Origin of the sequence: Parasaccharibacter sp. TMW 2.1888, assembly GCF_023167265.1 — a bacterium.
GTDB classification, from domain to species: Bacteria; Pseudomonadota; Alphaproteobacteria; order Acetobacterales; family Acetobacteraceae; genus Bombella; species Bombella apis.
Genome location: NZ_CP030979.1, coordinates 1,810,668 through 1,833,253 on the forward strand (window position 1 = coordinate 1,810,668; position 22,586 = coordinate 1,833,253).

The following is a 22,586-nucleotide window of genomic DNA, read 5'->3' on the forward strand; positions in this document are numbered from 1 at the left end:
GGGTCATCAGGGAGGAAGCGGTCGATCCGCTCCCTCAGGGTCATTATGTTGGAAACATGCCTGCATGTTCCACTTCTAACGGTAGCATGTTTTTTCAATTAAGCCACAAGGAAAAAGATGAAATTACGATAATTTTTTCTGCCGTTATTATGCTGCGTCGTCTGGAAGTCTAATTGTAGGCCACTCCTTCGTAGAGATGACAATAATGTAAGTTTATGGCTGAACAAATATTGTTAACAATTTCTGTGACAGTCTTTTATTTCAGCCAGATACAAGCAGTCTGTCCGGTATGGCCCGGTCGAACAGATGCAGGAGGTCCTGGAGGGCCTCTCCCCTTGGCCCTGTCAGGTCGGGGTTGCGGGTGAGTTCACGCTGGCTGTCCTGCCGCATGGCTGTCAGAAGCAGGGAGAGGCGGGTCGGGTCGGCCAGCCGGAAGCCCGGCAGGCCGGACTGTCGGTTGCCTGTCAGGTCGCCACCACCACGGATGCGGAAATCTTCATCGGCAATCAGGAAGCCATCCTCCGTATCCCGCAGGAGGTGGAGGCGACGCTGGGCTGTGAAGCTGGTGCCTTCACTGTGCAGCAGCAGGCAGAAGGATTTCTGTGCCCCCCGGCCGACACGGCCACGCAGCTGATGCAGCTGGGCCAGACCAAAGCGTTCGGCCTGTTCGATGACCATGATGGTGGCATTGGGAATGTCCACGCCGACCTCGATGACCGTGGTGGCGACCAGCAGGCGGGTCTGGCCTTTCTGGAAGGCCGTCAGGGCGTTCTGCCTCGTGTCGATGTCCTGCCTGCCATGAGCCAGCCCGATGATGGGGCCGAAACGTTTTGTGAGCTCCGCCCAGCGTTCTTCTGCCGCTGCGGCACTCTGCGTTTCACTCTCCTCGATGAGGGGGCAGACCCAGAAGATCTGCTTCCCCTGGTCCAGGGCCCGTTTCATGCCGGCAAAGATGTCGTCCAGCTTGCCCATGTTGTGCACGGTCGTATGGATGGGCTGGCGGCCGGCTGGCTTGCTGTCCAGCCGGCTCACGCCCATTTCGCCCCATTCCGTCAGTTGCAGGGTGCGGGGGATGGGGGTGGCGGTCATGACGAGCAGGTCGGTGGCTGCCCCCTTGCTGGCCAGCCTCATGCGCTGCTCCACGCCGAAGCGGTGCTGCTCGTCGATGACGGCCAGGCCGAGGTCGGCAAAGGTGACGCCATCCTGAAAGAGTGCATGGGTGCCGATAGCGATCTTCGCATGGCCATCGGCCAGTTTCGCCAGTGCGACCCGCCGTGCCTTCCCCTTGACGGAGCCGCTGAGAAACACGAACGGCACCGGGCACAGGGCCTCGCACGTGCTGGCATGCTGCTGGGCAAGGATCTCCGTCGGGGCCATGAAGGCGGCCTGTGTTCCGGCCTCGACGGCCTGGAGCATGGCCGTCAGGGCGACAAGCGTTTTTCCGGCGCCGACATCCCCCTGGAGCAGGCGCATCATGGGGGCGGGACGCTCCATGTCAGCTGCGATTTCGGCCATGACACGTCGCTGCGCCGGTGTGGGTTCATGGCCGAAACGCTCAAGCAGGGTACGGCGCAGGGAGCCATCGCCCACCAGCGGGCGGCCCGTGCGTGTCCGGGCCTGCATCCGGGCCAGCCCCAGGCAGAGCTGGTCCGCCAGAACTTCATCGGCTGCCAGCCGGGCACGGGCACGCTCCAGAATGGGGGTGGGGTCGTCGTCGGAAGGCAGCGTCTCGGGGAAGTGCATCAGCCCAAGAGCCGTGGCGAAGCTGGGCCAGTTCCGTTTTTTCACCAGGGGCGGGTCCAGCCATTCCGGGAGGTCGGGCGGGATCAGGGCCAGGGCGGCCTGCATGGCTTTCCGCACGGTGGAGGGAAACAGCCCGGCCGTGAGGGGCCAGACCGGTTCCAGCCACGGGAATCTGTCCCTCTTTTCCCAGGCCATGATGTGGTCCGGGCGGGAGAGGGTCAGCCGGTCATGGTAATGCCCGACCTTGCCGGAAACGAGGATTTCTGTCCCCTCTGGGGGGAGGAAGAGCCGCCCCTTCTGGAAGAAGGTGATCTCCAGCGTGCCGGTGCTGTCTCTGGTGGTCAGGATGGTGGGCTGGGAGGAGCGGACGGGGCGGCGGATGCCTGTCACACGGACACGGCTTGTCAGGATGTCGCCCGCTGGCAGTTTCCGCCCCTCGGCGACGCTCATGAGCCTGCGCCGGTCGATCAGCTTTTCTGGCAGGGTGAAGAGCAGGTCGATGATCCGCCTGCCGCCGCTGATCCGGCCCAGCATCGTGGCGTGGCGGGAGCCTGTGCCCGGCAGGCTGCTGATGGGAGCCAGAAGTGGCGCAATCCGTGCGGAAGGGGGAGCTAGGGGCATGGCATCGGGGGCGGGTGGCTTCCGGGCTGACAGGGGGGCTGTGGAGGGCTATAGGGTAGCAGAACCGGCCGATAATAAAAATGTCCTTAGTGGAGAGCCCGCCCTGATGCCTGTTGATCGTTCTGCCGTTGCGTCCTTTGGTCCGACAGTCTGGGGGGTGCCTGATGGGGCGGTGGCATTCCTGCTCCGTCAGCGTCTGGCGGAACATGAGGGGACGCTTGTTCATGTGGCACATGATGACGCTGCCCTGGCGTCTCTGGCGGACATGCTGGGCTGGCTGATGCCGGAAGTCACCGTCCTGCGCTTTCCGGCATGGGACTGTCTGCCTTATGACCGGATTTCCCCCAATCCTTCCATCGTGGCCGAGCGTGCCGCCACGCTGAGCCACCTTCTGGAGCCACGGCCCAAGACGGGCCGCATCGTGCTGACGACCATCCATGCCATGCTCCAGCGTGTGCCGCCCCGTGAGGCCTTTGCGGGGCAGACCATCCATGTGAAGGTCGGTGATACGCTGGATGCGACCAGTCTGGCGGAACGGCTCGTGGGCAACGGCTACAGCCGTGTGGATACGGTGATGGAACGTGGCGAGTTCGCCATGAGGGGCAGCATTTTCGATCTTTACCCCGCTGATTCCGGGGAGCCTGTCCGGATGGACCTCTTCGGGGATGAGGTGGACAATATCCGCAGTTTTGATGCCGCCACCCAGCGGTCCACGGACCAGCGGACGGAGTTCAGCCTGACGCCGGTTTCGGAATATGCGCTGGACAAGCCCAGCCTGAGCCGCTTCCAGACGGGCTGGCGGGATGTGTTCGGCGTGGGAGCGATGGAGGATGTTCTCTACCGCCAGCTTCTGGAAGGACGCAGGGCCAGTGGAGCAGAGCATTATCTGCCACTGTTCCATGACGGCGACGGCCAGCATATGGAAACCCTGCTGGATTATCTGCCGGATGCCGCCCTGAGTTTCGAACGGGACACGCCGGAAATCCTGACGGCACGGCTGGACATGATCGCCGACCATTATCAGGCCCGCTGTGCCGCCGGGCATGAGGGGGAGCTGCCCTATCGGCCCCTGCCACCGCACCGGCTCTATCTGAACCGTCATGGCTGGGACGGGATGCTGAAGGGTCACCCCACCGTCCTGCTGTCACCTTTCGCCCAGCCCGATGGCGCAGAAGGCGTGGATGCCGGGTACAGGCCGGGTCCGGTCTTTGCCAGCATGGGCGGTGCCGGACGGGAAGGGGTCTTCCACCAGTTCTCCACCCATGTGCAGGACTGGGCGAAGCAGGGACGGCGGACCTATCTGACGGCCTGGAGCAACGGCTCCCGGGAGCGGATCAGCAGCCTGCTGCGGGACCATGATATTCCCTGCGAGAGTTTCGATGACTGGGCGCAGGCGGCGGGCATGGCCCGTGGGGCTGTCGGGCTTGTCGTGCTGGGCATGGAACGGGGCTTCACCGGGGAGCGTCTGGCCTTCGTGTCCGAACAGGACCTGCTGGGGGAACGTCTGGCCCGTCCGCCCCGGCGCAGGCGCAAGGGCAATGACTTCATCACGCAGATCGGCGAGATTTCAGAGGGCGATCTCGTCGTGCATGAGGAATACGGCATTGGCCGTTATGTCGGGTTGGAGACGGTGCGGGAAGGGCGTGTGGCCCATGATTATCTCTCCATCCTGTATGATGGTGAGCAGCGGCTTCTTCTGCCCGTGGAAAATATTGATCTGCTGAGCCGTTTCGGCTCCGAGCAGGGGGTGGTGCAGCTCGACCGTCTGGGCGGCAGCTCGTGGCAGGCCCGCAAGGCGAAGATGAAGACCCGCCTGAGGGAAATGGCCGGAGAGCTGATCCGCACGGCGGCGGCCCGTGCCATGAAGGAAGCTCCCATCATGGCCCCGGCTGAAGGGATGTGGGATGAATTCTGCGCCCGTTTCCCCTTCATGGAGACGGAAGACCAGTCACGGGCCATTGCGGACGTTCTGGAGGACCTGAGCAGTGGCAAGCCGATGGACCGGCTCGTCTGCGGTGATGTGGGCTTCGGCAAGACAGAGGTGGCCCTGCGGGCAGCTTTCGTGGCGGCCATGTCCGGGATGCAGGTGGCGGTGGTCGTACCCACGACCCTTCTGGCCCGGCAGCATTACATCGGCTTCAGGAAGCGGTTCGAGGGGCTGCCCGTGAAGGTGGAGCAGCTTTCCCGCATGGTCACGGCCAAGGAAGCCACGAAGGTGCGGGAAGGGCTGGCCGATGGAACGGTGGACATTGTCATCGGCACCCATGCGCTGCTCTCGAAAGCCGTGTCGTTCGAACGGCTGGGAATGCTCATCATTGACGAGGAACAGCATTTCGGCGTGTCCCACAAGGAGAAGCTGAAGGCCCTGCGGGAAGACGTGCATGTGCTGACGCTGTCCGCCACGCCCCTGCCACGGACGCTTCAGCTGTCCCTTTCCGGCGTGCGGGAAATGAGCCTGATCGCCACCCCGCCGACGGACCGTCTGTCCGTACGCACCTTCATCACGCCTTTTGACAGGGTGATGATTCATGAGGCCATCCAGCGGGAACGCTTCCGGGGAGGGCAGGTCTTCTGCGTGGTGCCCCGTCTGACGGACATGCGGCACATGGCCGACCGGCTGCGGGAGATCGTGCCCGATGCCCGCATCACGGAGGCTCATGGCCGACTCACTCCCACCGAGCTGGAAACGGTGATGACGGAGTTCTCGGAGGGGAAATACGACATCCTGCTTTCCACCAACATCGTGGAGAGTGGGCTGGACATGCCCCGGGTCAACACGATCATCATTCATCGGGCGGACATGTTCGGCCTTGGGCAGCTTTACCAGCTGCGGGGCCGTGTGGGGCGGGCCAAGCAGCGGGGCTATGCCTATCTGACCTGGCCGCAGACGCATGTCCTGTCGGCTTCATCCGTCAAGCGGCTGGAGATCATGCAGACGCTTGATTCCCTTGGGGCGGGCTTCACGCTGGCATCTCATGACCTTGACCTGCGAGGGGCAGGAAATCTGTTGGGGGATGAGCAGTCCGGCCATATCAAGGAGGTGGGAATCGAGCTGTACCAGCAGATGCTTCAGGACGCCGTGACGGACCTGCGCCGGATGAGGAACGAAGGCGAGGAGGAAGATACGGGCTGGACGCCGAACATCATCCTCGGCCTGCCGGTGCTGCTGCCGGAGGACTATGTGAAGGACCTGCCTGTCCGTCTTGGCCTGTACCGCCGCATTGCCGCCCTGAAGGATGAGGCGGATGTGGACGCCATGCGGGTTGAACTGGTGGACCGTTTCGGTCCTCTGCCGCAGGAGGTGGAGAACCTTCTGGATGTCGTGATGATCAAGAAGCTCTGCCGTGAGACGGGCGTGGAGCGGCTGGAGGCAGGCCCGAAAGGTATGGTCCTCCAGTTCCGCAGGAACAGGTTCGGCAACCCTGATGGTTTGATCCGCTGGGTTGCCCGTAATGAGAAGGCCGGTGTGAAGATACGGCCTGACCACAAGCTGGCCATGGTGCGGGAAATGACCAATGCCGTGCGTATCAGCATGGCCCGGAAGATTCTGGCTTCTCTGACCAAGCTGCTGGAGAAGGTTCGCCCGGCCGAGGCAGGCTGAAGGTTGCTTTCAACCCGCAAGGCAGGAATGGGGCGGCAATAATGGTGCCGCCCCATTTTTCATGTTGTTGCGGTGTCGGACAGGTTCAGGCCTGTGTGACGAGATAGGGGGTGGATGCAGAGCCGAACATTTCATAATGGATGCGATCCATGGGAATATCCTGCTCCCGCAGGGTGTGGATCATGCTGACCATGAACTCTGTCGGGCCACAGATATAGAAATCAGCCTGTCTGTCCTTATGCGCTTTCAGCCATGAGGGTGTGAGGCGTCCAGTATGGCAGTTCAGGCCATCTGTCCGTTGTGGAAGGCTGTTCATCTGGCTGTAGAACAGGTCTGCCGTAATGGCTCCGCAGGCAGCCAGGCCATGGGTTTTGCGGGCAAAAATTTCGTTGTCTGCTGTCTGGGTGCCATGAATGAAATGGATGGCCGGATGTGAAGTGCGGGTGGTCAGTGCTTCCATCATGGACATGACAGGCGTGATGCCTGCACCGGCAGAGATGAAGCACAGCGGCCTTTCGGAGGAAGATTGCAGGAAGAAATCACCGGCTGGAGCAGAGACATCCAGAGTATCACCTGTCCGGACATCGTCATGGAACCAGCGGGACACGACGCCGTCTTCCTGTTTCCTGACAGTGATGCGGTAATGGTCATCTGCCGGGGCTGATGAGATGCTGTAATTGCGGCGTTCCGGGCCATGGCCAGGGATGTCCAGCCGGAAGCTGAGATACTGGCCCGGCTGGTGCTGCATGACGGGCTGGCCATCCACCGGCTGAAGAATGAAGGAGACGGTGTCAGCCGTTTCCTCATGCCTATTGGCGATGCGGAAGGCACGCCATCCTGTCCAGCCGCCTTTTCTGGCGGCGTGGTCCTCATATATCTGCCGTTCCCGGTTGATCAATACGTCAGCCAGAAACCCATAAGCCTCTTTCCATGCCTCCATGATTTCAGGTGTGGCCTGCTCTCCCAGAACATGGGCAATGGCCCCAAGCAGCGCTGTGCCAACATGGGGGTAATGTTCTGGCAGGATGTTCAGCCCGACATGTTTCTCGGCAATACGCTCAATCATGTCTTTCAGGGCCGTGGGATCGTCAATATGGCGGGCATAAGCGAGGACGGCATAGGCCAGGGCCCTGGGTTGGTCGCCATTTTTCTGATGGGAGATGTTGAAGAGGTCTCGGATGTTTTCATCACTCAGAAGGCGGCGATACATCTCTCTGGTGATGTCAACGCCATGAGCCTCCAGGGCAGGAATACAGGCTTTGACGATGGTACGGGTCTGTGGGGTGAGGGAAATGGACAAGGATCACACTCTCCAAAAGATGCATATAAAATACATCTTTAAAATAGGTCGATACCAGCCGTTGTCAAGCCGGAAGAGACGAGGCAAGGAAACAGGTTGGCAGATGTCATCTTTCTGTTAGTTTCGGAGAAGGAGCCACTGCCACCACGTCTCCTCTTTTGCATGCAGGCTTGGAGTGACGCCGGATCATCTGAAACACGACCGGAAGGAAGCTCCCGGAATGCGTCTGACCCTCTATACCGACTATGCCTTCAGGTCCCTGATCTATCTGGAGACACAGAAGGAGCGTCTCGTCTCCATTGGCGAGATTGCCCGCGTGTACGGCATATCAGAGAATCATCTGGTCAAGGTCGTGCACAGGCTGGGGCGGCACGGCTTCATCAAGACGCTGCGTGGCCGCAATGGTGGGCTGCGTTTGGGCAGGAATGCTGAGGAGATCTATCTGGGAGACATTGTCCGCTGCACGGAGGATGATCTCGCCCTTGTCGGCTGCATGGGCAAGGAGGAGGGAGCCTCTGGCTGCATTCTGGTTGGTGGCTGCCGTCTGAAACAGACGCTGCTGAAAGCCCGATTCGCTTTCATGGATGTGCTGGATGAAGTCACGCTGGCCGATGTCACGGCCCCTCATGAGCGAAGTGTCCTGATGCAGGCCGTGCAGGAAATGATGACTGGAGCGGAACGGTGATGGATGTTGCTGTCAGGATCAGGGGGTGTTGCTGTCAGGCCACTTCATGAATTTTCGCCAGTTGGCATTGGTGCTCTGGTAGGCAAAGTGTGAGCAGGTATCGAGTGTCTGCTCGACCTGACGATGGGCAACAAAGGCGATTCCTGCTGCCATCAGGAACTGGCTGATCTCATGGAATGGAATTTTCTGGTTTTTCAGGGTGTGGGCGATCCAGCTCATCGTGCCGACAACCATGGCGCCGGGGCCGGTCGAGACCCAGACATTTTCAAAATAGCCGGTTTCCAGAATGTGCCGGACCCGTTGGAACATGGTTTCCATGATATGCTGCATGAGAGGGTTGCCAGCCTCCTGAATGAGCATGTCATTGTCGAGGCACCATGGTTCGCCGACGGAATAAGGTAACAGCGTCCTGAAATGTGTGCCTCTGGTTATGTCTGTCAGAGGGGCACGGCTTGTTACATCCGCATCAATATAGACGCCGCCTTTTACATGCAGGTAGCAGAGCCGCCAGAAGTCCGACCGCATGGCCGGGTGAAGGCAGACGTCATAGAGGGCGGTGATGCTGGCGCCATAGTGGTCATGGATGAACGCCCGGGCGGAGGCATCACATTCCAGATGGTAGGAGAAAGCCGGGTTGTCATTCCGGATGCCTTTCATGGCAGCCTGGACGTCTTCCGGCGGTTCAGGGCTGTCCCAGAACTGGGCAATGTGCTTCGGAATGTTCCGGGGGAATTCCTGTGGAACGCAGCGGGACAGGACCGGAAACAGGGACTGTTCCAGACCGATCGGCAGAAGGGCAAAGCAGGCGTCCTGATGGCCGCAGAGCGCCCCTATGAAGAGGTTCCGAATCGGTTCCGGATAGTCGTTGAACTCACGGCTCACCACGGAAACCCGTGGCAATGACGTAAAGCTCGCTCGATTCCTTGCGGGAGGCAGGGGGTTTGACGTGCCTGACGACGGTAAAATTGCGTTTCATCAGGTCCAGCATGTCTTTCTCGGACCCTCCCTGAAAGACCTTGGCGATGAAGGCTCCGTCCTCGGCCAATATCTTCAGGGCGAAATCCAGGGCGTTTTCGGCCAGGGCCATGATGCGGATATGATCGGTTGCGGCATGGCCGGTCGTGTTCGGTGCCATGTCGGACATGACGAGATCAGCCCGCCCGCCCAGCATGGCCTGGAGCCGCTCCGGCATGTCGGCCTCCATGAAGTCACCCTCGATGATCTCGGCCCCCGGCACCGGGTCCACCGGCAGCAGGTCCACGCCGATCACCTTGGCAGCTCCACGCTTGACGGCAATCTGTGCCCAGCCTCCCGGGGCAGCTCCGAGGTCCACCACCCGGCTTCCGGGCCTGATGAAGTGGAAGCGGTCATCCATTTCCAGCAGCTTGAAGGCGGCACGGGAGCGCCAGCCCTGCTGTCGTGCCGCTGTCACGTAGGGGTCGTTCAGCTGGCGGTTCAGCCAGCGCTGCTGCGCTGGCGTGCGGCCCCGTGCCTTGCGGAGTTTTACGGTCTGGGTTCGCAGTGTCTGGGAGGTGGCGGCGTCATCCGCCGTATCCCGGGTGCCGGGCGTGCGGGAGTGGCGCAGGGGTTTGCCGGGGATGCGGGGTGGCGTGGCACCGCCCTTTGGCCGGCGGGAGGAAGGAGGCGTGTGTTTCGGACTCATGGAGGGAAAGATAGGCTCTTACTGTCGCCCTGCAAAGCCTGTCCGTTGCTGCCTGCCCCTTTTTGCCTGTAAGGGATGAGGGATCATGAGCAGAAAGGCTCATCATCTTGAGAAACAGGTACAGCTCTTGAGACAGTTTTACGCCGCTTTTGTTCTGGCCGCTCTGGCCCTGTGTGCTGGTGCCGCTCTGGGGTACGGACATGCGCCCAGCCTGTACGGTGCTCTCATGGGTGTGGAGGGCGTGGCCATTCTTGCCCTGATGGAAACGGCTGAATCCATGGATAATGCCATCGTGGATTATGGCATCCTCAAAACCATGTCGCCACGCTGGCAGAAGCGGTACATCAGCTGGGGGATGCCTCTTTCCGTACTGGGGATGCGGTTCCTGTTCCCCGTGCTTCTGGTCGCTCTGGTGGCCGGGCTGTCACCATGGCAGGCGGCCCGTCTCGCCATCATGGAGCCGCAGCGTTATGCCGCCATCATGCTGGGGGCAAAGGACATGATTTCCGCTTTTGGTGGGTCGTTCCTTCTGTTGATTGCGCTGAACTATTTTCTGGATGATGACAAGACGCATCACTGGCTCTCATGGCTGGAGCGTCCGGCAGCCCGTCTGGGCGGGGTGTCAGCCCTGCCGGTCGGGCTGACACTGGCAGTTCTCATGCTCATCACCCGCCTGATGGGGCAGGGGCATGACCCGATGGCCTTCCTGTTCTGGGGCTGCGGGGGGATTGCGGCCTATATTCTGGGCAAGGAAACGCTGGTCTGGCTGATAGGCGAGCCGGGGGCGTCCCGCATGGCGGCTGGCGGGGGGCTGCTGACCTTTCTGTATCTGGAATTCATTGATGCCAGTTTTTCCTTTGATGGTGTCATCTCGGCCTTTGCGATCACGACGGACCCAGTTGTCATTGCGCTGGGGCTGGGCGTGGGGGCGATGTTTGTCCGTTCCATGACACTCTCCATGCTGAAAACGAATGCTCTGGCCGAGTATGTCTATGTGGAGCATGGGGCGTTTTACACCATTTTCATCCTTTCCCTCCTGATGCTGGTCAGCGTGCTGGTGGAGGTGCCGGAGTGGGTGACGGGGCTTGTCGGGCTTGTCCTGATTGGTGGAGCATTTCTGGCCAGCGCACTCCGGCGTCCGGTAAAATAAGGAAAAACTTTCCCATCCCCCTTGCGTCGTGGGGGGAATGGGGCTAGAACCCCTCCAGCAAACGCCGCTTGGGAGATAGTTTAGCGGTAGAACTACCGGCTCTGACCCGGTCAGCCCTGGTTCGAATCCAGGTCTCCCAGCCAGTCATGTGGTGTGTTTGCTCCAGGGGGAAGCCCCGACCGCTTGGGAGATAGTTTAGCGGTAGAACTACCGGCTCTGACCCGGTCAGCCCTGGTTCGAATCCAGGTCTCCCAGCCATTTTTCTCAGACAGGTTAATCGTTCCGTTACATTCTGCCCATGGGGTGGTTTGCGTAACAGGGTGCGCCGCTGTAAGCAGAAGCTCCCTGACCGAGACTGGATTATGGTGAGACTGTGGCTGCAAATATTTCTCCTGACCTGATCGCCCGTTATGGCGGCAACCTGCCACGCTATACCAGCTATCCTACGGCGGTCAGTTTTTCTGATGCCATCGGGCCGCAGGAGGTGGCAGACTGGCTGAAGGCCCTGCCGCCAGAGCAGTCCGTCTCCCTGTATTTCCACGTCCCGTTTTGTGACGAGCTGTGCCGCTTCTGTGCCTGCAACACGGCAGTGATGCGGCAGGAAGAGGCACGGGCAGCCTATGGTGACCTTCTCTTGGAGGAGATGCACCGTATCGTTGCACTGGTTGGGCAAGGGCGTGTGGTCCGGCATCTCCATTTTGGTGGCGGCACACCGACAACCCTGCCAGAAACGGCCCTGCGTAACGTAATGTCCGCAGTGCGGGAACAGTTCCGGCTGGCTGATGATGCTGAAATCGCCATGGAGATGGATCCCCGTCATGTACCGGAGGGCATGCTGCCCCTGTTGGCCGAGCTGGGCTTCAACCGCATCAGTTTCGGTGTGCAGGACCTTGATCGTATTGTGCAGGAGACCTGTGGGCGTGTGCAGTCTTACGAGCAGACGCTGGCCTGTGTGGAGCAGGCCCGTGCGGCAGGGGTGAATGGGGTGAATATCGACCTGATCTATGGCCTGCCCTATCAGACAGTCGAGAGCGTACAGGACACGGCCCGGCGTGTTGCTGGAATGAGGCCAGACCGTCTGGCTGTTTTCGGCTATGCCCATGTCCCGTGGAAACAGAAACGCCAGCAGCTCATCCCGCAAGACTCTCTCCCATCTTCGGAAGAGCGGTTGCAGCAGGCGGACAGGATCGACCGTGTTCTGGTTGAGGAAGGCTACAAGCCCATCGGGCTGGACCATTATGCCCATCCTGAAGATGCCATGGCCCATGCCTATGAGGCCGGTACGCTGCATCGCAATTTTCAGGGCTATACGATCGATTCATCACCCGTCCTGCTGGGGATGGGAGCATCGGCCATTTCCATGACACCTGACGGATTCTACCAGAACATTCCGTCTACGGCGGCTTATATCCGGGCATTGAAGGAGCATGATGGCCTTCCCGTTGCCCGGGGGGTGTTCCGTACGGAGGAGGACCGCTGGCGGGGGAAGGTGATCGAGACCGTCATGTGCCTTTCGGGCGTGGACCTGACACCCTACATCCCGTCAGGACAGGGTCTGGAACAGGCTTTTGCAGAAGAGCTGGAAGCCCTGCGTCCTTTCGAGGAGGACGGGCTGATCCGCTGGGAGGGCAACCGGGTGAGCCTGACAGAAAAGGGCGGCCCCTTCCTGCGGCATCTGGCGGCCGTATTCGATACACGGCGCAAGGAACTGGCCGCAGCAGGCGAGGGGAAACCAGTCCCCCGTTTTTCTTCCTCCCTGTGAGGAGAGCAGGCTGCAGTCTGTTTTCCTTTGCCTATGGTTACAGAGTGCGTTATGAGACCCTGCCAACAGCTTAATTACCCTTTCAGTGGTGGTAGGCTGACCTAGTTGTATTGAACAGGACGCACGAGCGAGGGCGTAGGCATCATGACCAATTTCCAGAATGACAAACTTTACAGCCGTGTGCGTGATGCCCTGGCCTTTGATGACGTGCTGATCGAGCCGGTTGAATCATCGGTTCTTCCCGGTCAGGTCAGCACGAAGACACGTCTTACCCGCAAGCTGGAGCTGAACATTCCGCTGCTTTCTTCCGCCATGGATACGGTGACGGAAGAGGAAATGGCCATCTCCATGGCGCAGCAGGGCGGCATGGGTGTCATCCACAAGAATCTGACGCTGGAAGGACAGGCCGAGCAGGTCCGTCGTGTGAAGCGTTTTGAGGCTGGCATGGTGGTCAATCCCGTTACGGTGGGGCCGGACCAGACGCTGAGCGATGTTCATGAGATCATGGCCCACCATGGCATTTCCGGCCTCCCGGTCGTGGAGACGGATGGCAGGCTGGTTGGTATTCTGACCAACCGTGACATGCGCTTTACCGAAGATAAAAATACCCGTGTGCGGGACCTGATGACGCATGAGGGGCTGGTCACGGTCCGGCACGGGGCATCCCCGGATCAGGCCCGCCAGCTGCTGCATGATCATCGGATCGAGAAACTGCTGGTCGTGGACGATGCGGAACGCTGCATCGGTCTGATCACCGTCAAGGACATGGACAAGGCCATGACCCATCCGCTGGCCGTGAAGGATGCGGAGGGGCGTCTGCTCTGCGCTGCGGCCATCGGCGTTGGGGAGGATGGTCTCCGCCGTGGGGCGGCTCTTGTCGAGGCGGGCGTGGATGTGCTGGTGGTCGACACGGCCCACGGTCATTCCCGTGGCGTGCTGGAGACCGTGGCCCGCCTGCGTGACAGATATGCCGACGTGCAGCTGATCGCCGGCAACGTGGCCACGCCAGAAGCTGCCAGGGCGCTGATCGAATCCGGTGCAGACTGTGTGAAGGTCGGCATCGGTCCGGGGTCCATCTGCACGACCCGTGTCGTGGCCGGTGTGGGTGTGCCGCAGTTCTCCGCCGTGCTGGAAACGGCAGCCGCCTGTCATGAGCTGGACATTCCTGCCATCGCCGATGGTGGCATCCGCACGTCCGGTGACATCGTCAAGGCCATCGGGGCCGGTGCTGATGTCGTGATGGTCGGCTCCATGCTGGCCGGATGTGAGGAAAGCCCCGGCGAGAGCTTCCTGTATCAGGGGCGGACCTACAAGGCTTATCGTGGCATGGGGTCCATGGGGGCCATGGCTCGTGGTTCGGCAGACCGTTACTTCCAGGGTGAGGTGAGGGACACGCTGAAGCTGGTGCCGGAAGGGATTGAAGGGCAGGTGCCGTACAAGGGGCCGATGGCGGCTGTCGTACACCAGCTGATCGGTGGCCTGCGGGCTGGCATGGGCTATACCGGCTCCGCCACGATTGCCGATCTTCAGGCCCGTGCCCGCTTCCGCAAGATCACCAATGCGGGTCTGCGGGAAAGCCATGTGCATGATGTGACCATTACCCGGGAAGCTCCCAACTATCGGCTTTAATTGGCTTTGAAAGGTCATTTTTTCCTTTCCTGATGAAAGGAAACGGAGTAGGCGGGGGCCATGACCCCCGCTGCTCGTCTTTCTGGTGCGATTGATCTGCTTTGTGCGATCCAGAACGCACCGCACCGTCCGGCTGATGCCGTTGCCAACAATTTCTTCCGTGAACGCCGCTATATCGGTGGTGGTGACCGCCGGGCCATTTCCACCCTTGCGTGGGACGTGCTGCGGGCATGGCGTCGGCTGCACTGGCATCTGCGGGCGGACCTGCGCTACCGGCATGAGGATGTTTCCCCGAGGCTGCTCTGTGCGGCCATGCTGCATTTTGTCGGGCAACCCCTTTCATCCATCCAGTCCCTTTTCAGCGGGGAGCGTTACGCTCCAGCCCCGCTGAACGAGCGTGAAATGGTCATGCTGGAGGCTCTGGAAGGACAGGACATCAGCAGCGAGAAGCAGCCACTGCCGGTCCGGCTGGAATATCCCGACTGGCTGCACCCTTATCTGGTGGAAGATTTTGGTGACAGGCTGGAGGAGGAAATGCGGGCCCTCATGGGGGCACCCTCCCTGGACCTGCGGGTCAATCTTCTGAAGGGAACACGGGAGGAGGCCCTGCGCCGTCTCCGGCGGGAAGGTTTTCAGGGGGAGCCGACGGCTCTCTCTCCGTGGGGCATCCGGCTTGAAGGGCGTCAGCCCGTTACGGCGGCGGCTCTTTTCCGGGAAGGGCTGGTAGAGATACAGGATGAAGGCAGCCAGCTGATCGCAGCAGCCGTGGATGCCAGACCGGGGCAGAGGCTGCTGGATTACTGCGCCGGTGCTGCCGGAAAGACGCTGGCTCTGGCCATGACGATGGAGAATAAAGGGCAGATCGTGGCCTGTGATGTCTCCCGGGTCCGGTTGGATGGTGCCACGAAGCGTCTGCGCCGGGCGGATGTCCATAACGTGACACGGCATCTGCTGAGTGAAGGCGACAAATGGGCGAAACGGCGGGAAGGCCAGTTTGACACGGTACTGGTGGATGCCCCCTGTTCCGGTACCGGGACATGGCGGCGCAATCCTGATGCCCGCCTGCGTTTGACAGAGGAGGACATCAAGGAACTCTGCGCCAAGCAGGCAGCCATTCTGGACATTGCAGCCTGTCTCGTCCGGCCGGGCGGGAAGCTGGTCTATGCCACCTGTTCCCTTCTGGGGGCGGAGAACGGAAAGCAGATTGAAGCCTTCCTGAAGAGGCAGGAGGCTTACACCCTGCTGCCTGCGGAGAAACGTTCCATCCTTCTGCCGGAAGAACTGCGGCAGGAGGCACTTTTCTCCCTGACGCCTCATGGTTTCGGGACGGATGGTTTCTTCGTGGCGGCCATGGAAAAAATGTCCCAGGGCTGAGACGCATGCAGGGACGGGCTATCCGGTCTCCTGTCTGTCCCTGCGGCGGATTTGTGCATCTGTCATGAAAATGGCTAATATTTGGACAATGGCCAGCCTGTTCCTGCTACGGGGCCGGGTGGTCCTGTCTGACTGGAGGAAACATATCCCCTATGGCCTATGATGTTCTCTTTGGTGTGGTGCTGACATTCGGGGCAGGGATGCTGGCACAATGGGTTTCCTGGCGCCTGCGGCTCCCAGCCATTGTTCTGCTCTTTGCCATGGGGCTGCTTTTTGGCCCTGTTCTGGGGTGGTTGCATCCATCAGAAACATTGGGTCATGCATTCCGTCCACTGGTCTCCATGCTGGTGGCCCTGATCGTCTTTGAGGGTGGAATGGTGCTGGATATCCGCCAGCTCCGGGAGGCCGGGCAGGGCGTTGCCCGCCTGACGATGGTGGCCCTGCCAATCAACTGGATACTGGGAGCTCTGGCAGCCCATTATGTTGCCCATCTGGAATGGGGAACATCCTTTCTCTTCGGGGCCATCATCGTGGTGACGGGGCCGACGGTCATCCTGCCCCTGTTGCGGAGTGCCAAACTCCAGCCCCGTGTGGCGGCCTTCCTGCGGTGGGAGGCTATCGTCAACGACCCGCTGGGGGCCATTCTGGCTGCCGTCGTCATGCAGATCATGCTGTTGCATGTGGACCTGCACAAGCAGATTTTCTTCGTCCATACCCTGCCGGACATGCTTCTGGCTGGGGCTGTTTCCGTGGCGGCGGGCATTTTGCCTGCCTATCTGCTGCGTTACCTTTTTACCCGGGACCTGATGCCGGAGCTGTTGAAGGTACCCATCATGGTCACGCTGGCGCTGATCATTTTCGAGGCCTGCACGCTGGTGATGGAAGGGGCCGGCCTGATTGCCGTGACAGTCTTCGGCATGATGCTGACCAACCTGCATATCCCGGGCCTGAATGAACTGAAACGGACCAAGGAATCTCTGGTGGTCCTTATGGTATCCGTTCTGTTCATCCTGCTGACGGCCGACCTGCACCGTGCCGTGCTGGCCAGACTGTCCATTCCCATCCTGCTTCTCACGCTGGTTGTGCTGTTTGTCGTTCGCCCCCTGTGCATTTTCCTGGCCACGCTGGGGACAAGCATCAGCTGGCAGGAACGGATTTTTGTCGGATGGATCGCTCCACGAGGGATTGTTGCGGCGGCTGTGGCTGGTGCGGCGGGGATCAAGCTTTCGGAGGCGGGGTACGCCTCTGCCGATCTTGTCATGCCGGCCGTGTTCTGCGTGATTGCCGTGACGATGATCTGCCACGGTTTTTCACTCGGCCCGCTGGCACGAAGGCTGCATCTGACTCTCTCCAATGAGCCTGCTCTGGTCATTCTTGGTGGTAATGCCTGGTCGACCGATCTGGCGGCCTGCCTGAATGAGGAGAAGGTACCTGTTCTGCTGGTGGATACGACAGCGCAGGAACTCATGCCCGCAGCCCGGCGTGGGGTGCCGGTCCTCAAGGCGGAACTTCTCTCCGCAGCGGGGCAGGAGGCTCTGGAGGAGCGCCCGGCGGACTACCTGATCGCCACGACCGGGGATGCCATCTATAACGGGATGGTCTGCGGGCACATGGCTCCGCATATGGGGCGGGAGAGGGTCTATCAGGTCAGTCCCGGTGTGGCCCGGCTGGACCTGTATCGTGGCCTCTCACGTGATGCCCGGGGGAAGGTGCTGGGAGAACCGGGCTGGAACTATACGTTCTTTGATACCCTGTTCAGTCGTGGCTGGCGTTTTGTCTGTCAGAGCGTGACGGATGCCACGGTGGATCTTTTCGGGAAAGAAGAAAACCGGTTGGATCTGCTCATCGTTCGCCGGGGTACGGGCATCTTCATTCGCTCGGCAGAAGATCGGGCCTGGACCATGCCTAGCATGGGGGATCTTGTCATTTCCATGAGGGCGCCGGAAAGCCGTGATGAGGGGGCAGATGTAAAAGAGGAAGCAGAACTGCGTGCAGGGGCGTAGTGCTTGGCCGTCATTCGGGCTAGTGTAGTGCCCTATCAGAAAGACAGGTCCTCCCTGTCTGCCCATCCGGCATGGGCGGAGAGGCGGGGTTTTGAGTGCATTACGGACGGGATTTTTGGGATATGAATGCTCATCACTCAATACTGATTGTTGACGATGATGATGCCTTGCGCCTTCTGCTGGCTGAACAGCTGGGAGAGGAGGAAGCGTACCGCGTTGAACAGGCTGCCACCATTGCGGCTGCACGGGAGGTGATGGATCACTCTTCTGGAGGCAGGACAGACATTCTTCTGCTGGATGTGAACCTGCCAGATGGTGACGGGCGGGATTTCTGTGCCGGGCTGCGGGAGAGGGGCATTCATATCCCCATCATCATGATGACGGGGTCGCATGATGAAGATGACGTGATTCGTGGTCTGGATGCTGGAGCGAATGACTATGTGGCCAAACCGTTTCGCATGGGCGAGCTGAAGGCCCGTCTGCGGGCGCAGCTGCGTCTTTTCGAGAACAGTGAGGATGTTGTTTTCGATATCGGTCCCTATGTTTTCCATCCGGCCAGGAAACAGCTGGTGGACCAGAAAAAGGGGCAGCGCATCCATCTGACGGAAAAGGAAACGGCAATCCTGAAATATCTCTACCGTGCCGGTGGGCAGCCAGTGGAGCGGGACGTGCTGCTGCATGAGGTCTGGGGCTATCACGCCTCGGTGACGACCCACACGCTGGAAACGCACATCTACCGTCTGCGGCAGAAGATCGAGCCTGATCATGGCCGGGCCGGGATTCTGCTGACGGAAGGTGGTGGGTACTGCCTGAATCCTGATCTCTGACGGATGGTGCCCTGAGGGCGGACAGAAGAAAGGCTGGCAGGAGGAAGTCCTGCCAGCCTTTCTGCCATCTGGTCCAGTCTGGTCAGACGGCCAGATCCATCATGACGGGAACGTGGTCGGAAGGGGAGGTCCAGTCCCGCATGGGGCTGAGGACATTGATTGTCTTCAGGCCGGGGAGAAGGTCCGGTGTTGTCCAGATATGGTCCAGACGGCGCCCCCGGTTGGATTTTTTCCAGTCACGATTGCGGTATGACCACCATGTGAAGAGCTTTTCCGGTTCTGGAATGGCCTTCCGCATGGCGTCTTCAAATCCGGCATGAAGCCATTCGGTCAGGCGTGTCGTTTCCGGTGGCGTATGGCTGACGATTTTCAGAAGCTGACGGTGGCTCCAGACATCATGCTCCAGCGGAGCGATGTTGAGATCACCGACCAGAATGCTCCGCTGTGGCGGATTGGCCCGGAACCATGCTGTAGCCTCCTCAAGGAAGGCGAGTTTATGGGCGAATTTTTCATTTTCCTGCGGGTCGGGAATATCGCCACCGGCGGGCACGTAGAAATTGTGGAGCGTCACCGGCCCGGTTTCTGTCTGGATGCTGGCAGCCACATGGCGGCAATCCTCCCGGCCACACCAGTCCGGCGTGCCGGTAATGGGCTCCAGCGGTGTGCGGGAGAGAATGGTGACCCCATTATAGCTCTTCATTCCACGATAGAGCTGATGGGGAAAACCCAGCTCTGCCAGTGCATCACGGGGGTAGAGAGGGTCCGGCACTTTGGTTTCCTGAAGGCAGATGACATCAGGGGCCTGTTCCTCAATCAGACGCTGGAGCAGGGGTAGCCGGAGGCGGAGTGAATTGATGTTCCATGTAATGAGACGCATGTTTTCTGATCTCCTCTGGAGCGGGAAATTTCAACGGATGATCTTGCGATGAACAGGGTTTACCCCAATCTGGGGGGAATGAATAAGGAAAGTCTCCCGCATATGCCCATCCTGATGATCGACAGCCATATTGATATTCCATGGAACGAAAAAACGGCGGAAGGTCTGCCCTGCTGGCATAAGCGGGACCAGGCGGATGTTGCCATGCGGGATGTGGAACGCCGGTTTACCGTTCCGAAGGCGCAGGCCGGTAGGATGGGGGTGGCCTGTCTGGCTGCCTATACACCGCAGGCTGGTCTGGATGACGCAGGGCATGAGGCAGCGTGGCAAAGAGCACGGGCCATGCTGGAGGCGATGGAAGAGATGGTTCCGCTTCATCTTTCCGGGCAGGCTGTGCTGTGCCGGAGAGTTCCGGATATCCGGCGGGCTACGGAGGCCGGGCAGGTGGCTTTGGTGCCTGTCATGGAAAATGGCTACCCCTTGGCGGATGACCCGGCCCGGATCGGCTATCTCGCCCGGCGGCATGGCGTGCGTTACATGACCCTGACCCATAATGGCCATAACCTTCTGGCGGATTCGGCGGTTGTCCGGCAGGGGCCGGCAGAAGTGCATGGCGGTCTGTCCGCTCTGGGGCGGGAGGTTATTGGTGAGATGAACCGGCATGGTGTGCTGGTGGATGTTTCCCATGCATCCCGCAAGACCATGATGCAGGCGGTGGATGCATCCTCAGTTCCTGTTTTTGCCAGCCATTCCTGTGTGCGGGCTTTGTGTGATCATCCCCGCAATCTGGATGACGGACAGCTTGATGCACTGAAGGCCAGTGGTGGCCTGATCCAGATTACAGCCATGGGGCCATTCCTGTGCCGGGGTGGTGGTGGAACGCTGAAAGATTTTGTGGAGCATGTGCTGTATGTGGCCCGCAGGATTGGTGTCGAACATGTGGGAATTTCGTCCGACTTTGATGGCGGAGGCGGGATAGAGGGCTGGCAGGATGCCAGTGAGACTCACCATGTGTCCAAAGCGCTGGCTGTTGCTGGTCTGGATGCCGGGGAGATTCGGGCCATATGTGGAGAAAACATGCTGCGCCTGTTGCAGAGGGCAGAAGATAAAATTTCGAAATGTCAAACCTGATTTTTACTTTTTGAGAAAATTCGTGGTATTTTTTGCACAGTAATTTTTTCAGAAACGGGATTGACAGCCCACACCGCCATCAGGGGGCAGGAAAGGGGAGGATGCAGGGATAAAATCTTTTATAATTACTTATTTTTCAGATGGTTATATTCTTTGCCTAAAAAATGGGCAATCTATGAAAAAAGAAGAGAAACCCTATGCTGTGTGCTTTTACCCTTGGAGTATTCACAGCTTTGTCCACAGGAATGGTGGATGAGTATGAAAGGCGCAGCATGATCATGAAAAACTGGCGGAAAACTAGGACATATGCCTGAAAGACCCCACGGTGCCCCTACGATTCGGAAAGCCCTGAAGACGATTCCTGAAAGTCCCGGCGTGTATCGCATGATCGGTGTGAAGGGGGAGGTGCTGTATGTCGGCAAGGCGCTGAACCTGAAGAAGCGGGTCACGTCTTACACGCATGTCGCCCGTCTGCCGGACCGGTTGAAGCTCATGGTCTCCCTGACGGCCAGCATGGAAATTGTCGTGACACGAACCGAGGCCGAGGCCCTGCTGCTGGAGGCCAACTACATCAAGCGGATGAAGCCCCGCTTCAACATCCTTCTGCGGGATGACAAGAGTTATCCGTGGCTTCTGCTGAGCGGGGATCACGCCTATCCCCGCCTGATGCGCCAACGGGGGAAGCCCGTCAAAGGGGCAACCTATTGGGGGCCTTTTGCGTCATCCAGAGCAGTGGACCAGACAATTCAGGTCATTCAGCGGGCCTTCATGTTGCGGACCTGTACGGACAGCGTTTTCGAATCCCGGACCCGCCCCTGCCTGCTGCACCAGATCAAGCGTTGCTCTGCTCCCTGCGTGGAGCGCATCAGCCCGCTGGAGTATCAGAGGCTGGTGGAACAGACGAAGGAATTCCTGAGTGGAGGCGGCCGGGAGCTGCAACAGCGCCTGACCCTGGAAATGGAACAGGCTTCCGAGGAGCTGGCTTTCGAACGGGCTGCTCTCATCCGTGACCGTATCCGGGGGTTTGCCAATCTACGGGCCTCAGGAGCCATCAATCCGGTCAGCATCCAGGAGGCGGATGTCGTTGCACTCTGGCAGCAGGCGGGGCAGAGCTGCATCCAGGTCTTTTTCATCCGTGGCGGTCGCAACAATGGCAACAGGGCTTTCTATCCCCGGCATGAGGCAGATGAGCCTGCGGCTGATGTTCTTGCGGCGTTTCTCCTCCAGTTCTACGAGGACAAGCAGCCTCCTTTACAGGTGCTGACAAGTTCTGAGCCTGCTGAACAGCCTCTGTTGACTGAAGCGCTGAGCCTGCAACGGGGGCAGAAGGTGCAGATTCTCCAGCCGCAGCGGGGTGAAAAGAAGGCGGTGTTGGACCACGCCATTCTCAATGCTCGTGAAGCTCTGGAGCGTCGGCTTGCAGAAACGGCCGGGCAGGCCGTTCTGCTGGAAAAGGTGGCCGAGCTTTTCGACCTGCCCGAGCCACCGAAACGTATTGAAGTTTATGACAATTCCCATCTGATGGGACAGGCTCCCTATGGCGCCATGATTGTGGGCGGCCCGGAAGGTTTCGTGAAGCGGGCTTACAGGAAATTTGCCATCCGTGGTCCTGTCGCTCCGGGTGATGATTTTGGCATGATGAAGGAGGTCATGACCCGTCGCTTTGCCCAGCTGACACCGGATGATTCAGGGAGTGAAAACTGGCCGGACCTGCTGCTGATTGACGGCGGTAAAGGGCAGGTACGAGTCGTCCGGGAGATTCTGGCGGAGAGGGGCCTGTCCTCCATTCCTGTAGTGGGTATTGCCAAGGGGGTGGACCGCAATGCAGGGAGGGAATGGTTCTTTGTGGAGGGGAAGGAACCGTTCCAGCTGCCCGTCAATGATGCTGTCCTCTACTATCTTCAGCGGTTGCGGGATGAGGTCCACCGTTTTGTCATCACGACACACAGGGCAGGACGTTCCAGAGCGTTGACCCGTTCCGGCCTCGACGAGATTCCCGGTGTTGGCCCAGCTCGCAAGAAGGCTCTGCTGACCCGTTTCGGCTCTGCACGCCATGTCGGGCAGGCGGCTCTGGAAGAGCTGGAGCATGTACCGGGAATTAATCGCGAAATGGCACAGGTCATTTATGGATATTTCCATCCAGAATGGGTAAGAGAACAGAGTGACGTCCTCAAAAAACCCTGACTGAGCACCGTGTTGGGGGGTGGCCTTCCATATTAG

15 protein-coding genes and 2 tRNA genes are annotated in these 22,586 nt (G+C 59.8%); 12 read left to right on the forward strand and 5 right to left on the reverse strand.

Annotated features, from left to right (window positions below; translation table 11 throughout):
- Positions 1-261: 261 nt before the first annotated feature.
- Positions 262-2,364, reverse strand: coding sequence for an ATP-dependent DNA helicase RecG (gene recG, locus DTQ13_RS08195; protein WP_248460537.1), 2,103 nt, complete (start codon positions 2,362-2,364; stop codon positions 262-264).
- 106 nt (positions 2,365-2,470) lie between these two features.
- Between recG and mfd the strand changes: the two genes are divergently transcribed.
- The gene (mfd, locus tag DTQ13_RS08200; RefSeq protein WP_248460538.1) at positions 2,471-5,965 is read left to right on the forward strand and encodes a transcription-repair coupling factor; all 3,495 of its coding nucleotides are present in this window, start codon (positions 2,471-2,473) and stop codon (positions 5,963-5,965) included.
- Between the two features lie 85 nt (positions 5,966-6,050).
- Here the strand turns inward: mfd and hmpA are convergent, their stop codons facing one another.
- Positions 6,051-7,265 carry an NO-inducible flavohemoprotein gene (hmpA, locus tag DTQ13_RS08205; RefSeq protein WP_248460539.1) on the reverse strand — a complete coding sequence of 405 codons (1,215 nt, stop codon included), beginning with the start codon at positions 7,263-7,265 and terminating at the stop codon, positions 6,051-6,053.
- 220 nt (positions 7,266-7,485) lie between these two features.
- Here hmpA and DTQ13_RS08210 point away from each other — a divergent pair, with 220 nt between their 5' ends.
- Positions 7,486-7,950 carry an Rrf2 family transcriptional regulator gene (locus tag DTQ13_RS08210; protein WP_081563464.1) on the forward strand — a complete coding sequence of 155 codons (465 nt, stop codon included), beginning with the start codon at positions 7,486-7,488 and terminating at the stop codon, positions 7,948-7,950.
- Positions 7,951-7,968: 18 nt separating this feature from the next.
- Here the strand turns inward: DTQ13_RS08210 and DTQ13_RS08215 are convergent, their stop codons facing one another.
- Together DTQ13_RS08215 and DTQ13_RS08220 are read right to left on the reverse strand one after the other, a co-directional pair.
- Positions 7,969-8,832, reverse strand: coding sequence for a glycosyltransferase family 32 protein (locus DTQ13_RS08215; RefSeq protein ID WP_248460540.1), 864 nt, complete (start codon positions 8,830-8,832; stop codon positions 7,969-7,971).
- Entirely contained in the window at positions 8,822-9,613 is a 792-nt protein-coding gene (locus DTQ13_RS08220) for an RlmE family RNA methyltransferase (RefSeq protein ID WP_248460541.1), read from the reverse strand. Before DTQ13_RS08220 ends, DTQ13_RS08215 begins: the two co-directional genes overlap by 11 nt.
- Before the next feature lie 127 nt (positions 9,614-9,740).
- On the opposite strand from DTQ13_RS08220, the gene DTQ13_RS08225 reads away from it, so the two are divergent.
- From DTQ13_RS08225 to DTQ13_RS08260, 8 genes are all read left to right on the forward strand, one after another.
- On the forward strand, positions 9,741-10,763 hold the full coding sequence (locus DTQ13_RS08225) for a DUF475 domain-containing protein (protein WP_248460542.1): 1,023 nt from the start codon (positions 9,741-9,743) through the stop codon (positions 10,761-10,763).
- A gap of 69 nt (positions 10,764-10,832) precedes the next feature.
- Positions 10,833-10,906, forward strand: a tRNA-Gln gene (locus tag DTQ13_RS08230).
- A 41-nt stretch (positions 10,907-10,947) separates the two neighbouring features.
- Positions 10,948-11,021 (forward strand) — tRNA-Gln (locus DTQ13_RS08235).
- Between the two features lie 115 nt (positions 11,022-11,136).
- The gene (hemN, locus tag DTQ13_RS08240) at positions 11,137-12,525 is read left to right on the forward strand and encodes an oxygen-independent coproporphyrinogen III oxidase (RefSeq protein WP_086431037.1); all 1,389 of its coding nucleotides are present in this window, start codon (positions 11,137-11,139) and stop codon (positions 12,523-12,525) included.
- A 144-nt stretch (positions 12,526-12,669) separates the two neighbouring features.
- Positions 12,670-14,154 carry an IMP dehydrogenase gene (gene guaB / locus DTQ13_RS08245; RefSeq protein ID WP_192848089.1) on the forward strand — a complete coding sequence of 495 codons (1,485 nt, stop codon included), beginning with the start codon at positions 12,670-12,672 and terminating at the stop codon, positions 14,152-14,154.
- Positions 14,155-14,214: 60 nt separating this feature from the next.
- Positions 14,215-15,528, forward strand: coding sequence for an RsmB/NOP family class I SAM-dependent RNA methyltransferase (locus tag DTQ13_RS08250; protein WP_248460543.1), 1,314 nt, complete (start codon positions 14,215-14,217; stop codon positions 15,526-15,528).
- Positions 15,529-15,680: 152 nt separating this feature from the next.
- On the forward strand, positions 15,681-17,531 hold the full coding sequence (locus tag DTQ13_RS08255) for a sodium:proton antiporter (protein WP_086431035.1): 1,851 nt from the start codon (positions 15,681-15,683) through the stop codon (positions 17,529-17,531).
- Positions 17,532-17,653: 122 nt separating this feature from the next.
- Positions 17,654-18,358 (forward strand): response regulator transcription factor, encoded by a 705-nt coding sequence (locus tag DTQ13_RS08260; protein WP_043560399.1) that lies wholly within the window; start codon positions 17,654-17,656, stop codon positions 18,356-18,358.
- Between the two features lie 82 nt (positions 18,359-18,440).
- Here DTQ13_RS08260 and DTQ13_RS08265 read toward each other — a convergent pair whose 3' ends face one another.
- A complete protein-coding gene (locus tag DTQ13_RS08265) occupies positions 18,441-19,235 on the reverse strand; it encodes an exodeoxyribonuclease III (protein WP_081563089.1) in 795 nt (264 codons plus the stop codon).
- 102 nt (positions 19,236-19,337) lie between these two features.
- On the opposite strand from DTQ13_RS08265, the gene DTQ13_RS08270 reads away from it, so the two are divergent.
- On the forward strand, positions 19,338-20,366 hold the full coding sequence (locus DTQ13_RS08270) for a dipeptidase (protein WP_248460544.1): 1,029 nt from the start codon (positions 19,338-19,340) through the stop codon (positions 20,364-20,366).
- Between the two features lie 306 nt (positions 20,367-20,672).
- Positions 20,673-22,550 carry an excinuclease ABC subunit UvrC gene (gene uvrC, locus DTQ13_RS08275; RefSeq protein WP_248460545.1) on the forward strand — a complete coding sequence of 626 codons (1,878 nt, stop codon included), beginning with the start codon at positions 20,673-20,675 and terminating at the stop codon, positions 22,548-22,550.
- Positions 22,551-22,586: the final 36 nt, after the last annotated feature.

Excerpts from the sequence above, each read along its gene's own strand:
- recG (WP_248460537.1), bottom strand. The coding sequence starts at position 2,364 with ATGCCCCTAGCTCCCCCTTCCGCACGGATTGCGCCACTTCTGGCTCCC.
- mfd (WP_248460538.1), top strand. The coding sequence starts at position 2,471 with ATGCCTGTTGATCGTTCTGCCGTTGCGTCCTTTGGTCCGACAGTCTGG.
- DTQ13_RS08210 (WP_081563464.1), top strand. The coding sequence starts at position 7,486 with ATGCGTCTGACCCTCTATACCGACTATGCCTTCAGGTCCCTGATCTAT.
- DTQ13_RS08220 (WP_248460541.1), bottom strand. The coding sequence starts at position 9,613 with ATGAGTCCGAAACACACGCCTCCTTCCTCCCGCCGGCCAAAGGGCGGT.
- guaB (WP_192848089.1), top strand. The coding sequence starts at position 12,670 with ATGACCAATTTCCAGAATGACAAACTTTACAGCCGTGTGCGTGATGCC.
- DTQ13_RS08250 (WP_248460543.1), top strand. The coding sequence starts at position 14,215 with ATGACCCCCGCTGCTCGTCTTTCTGGTGCGATTGATCTGCTTTGTGCG.
- DTQ13_RS08255 (WP_086431035.1), top strand. The coding sequence starts at position 15,681 with ATGGCCTATGATGTTCTCTTTGGTGTGGTGCTGACATTCGGGGCAGGG.
- DTQ13_RS08260 (WP_043560399.1), top strand. The coding sequence starts at position 17,654 with ATGAATGCTCATCACTCAATACTGATTGTTGACGATGATGATGCCTTG.
- DTQ13_RS08265 (WP_081563089.1), bottom strand. The coding sequence starts at position 19,235 with ATGCGTCTCATTACATGGAACATCAATTCACTCCGCCTCCGGCTACCC.
- DTQ13_RS08270 (WP_248460544.1), top strand. The coding sequence starts at position 19,338 with ATGCCCATCCTGATGATCGACAGCCATATTGATATTCCATGGAACGAA.
- uvrC (WP_248460545.1), top strand. The coding sequence starts at position 20,673 with ATGCCTGAAAGACCCCACGGTGCCCCTACGATTCGGAAAGCCCTGAAG.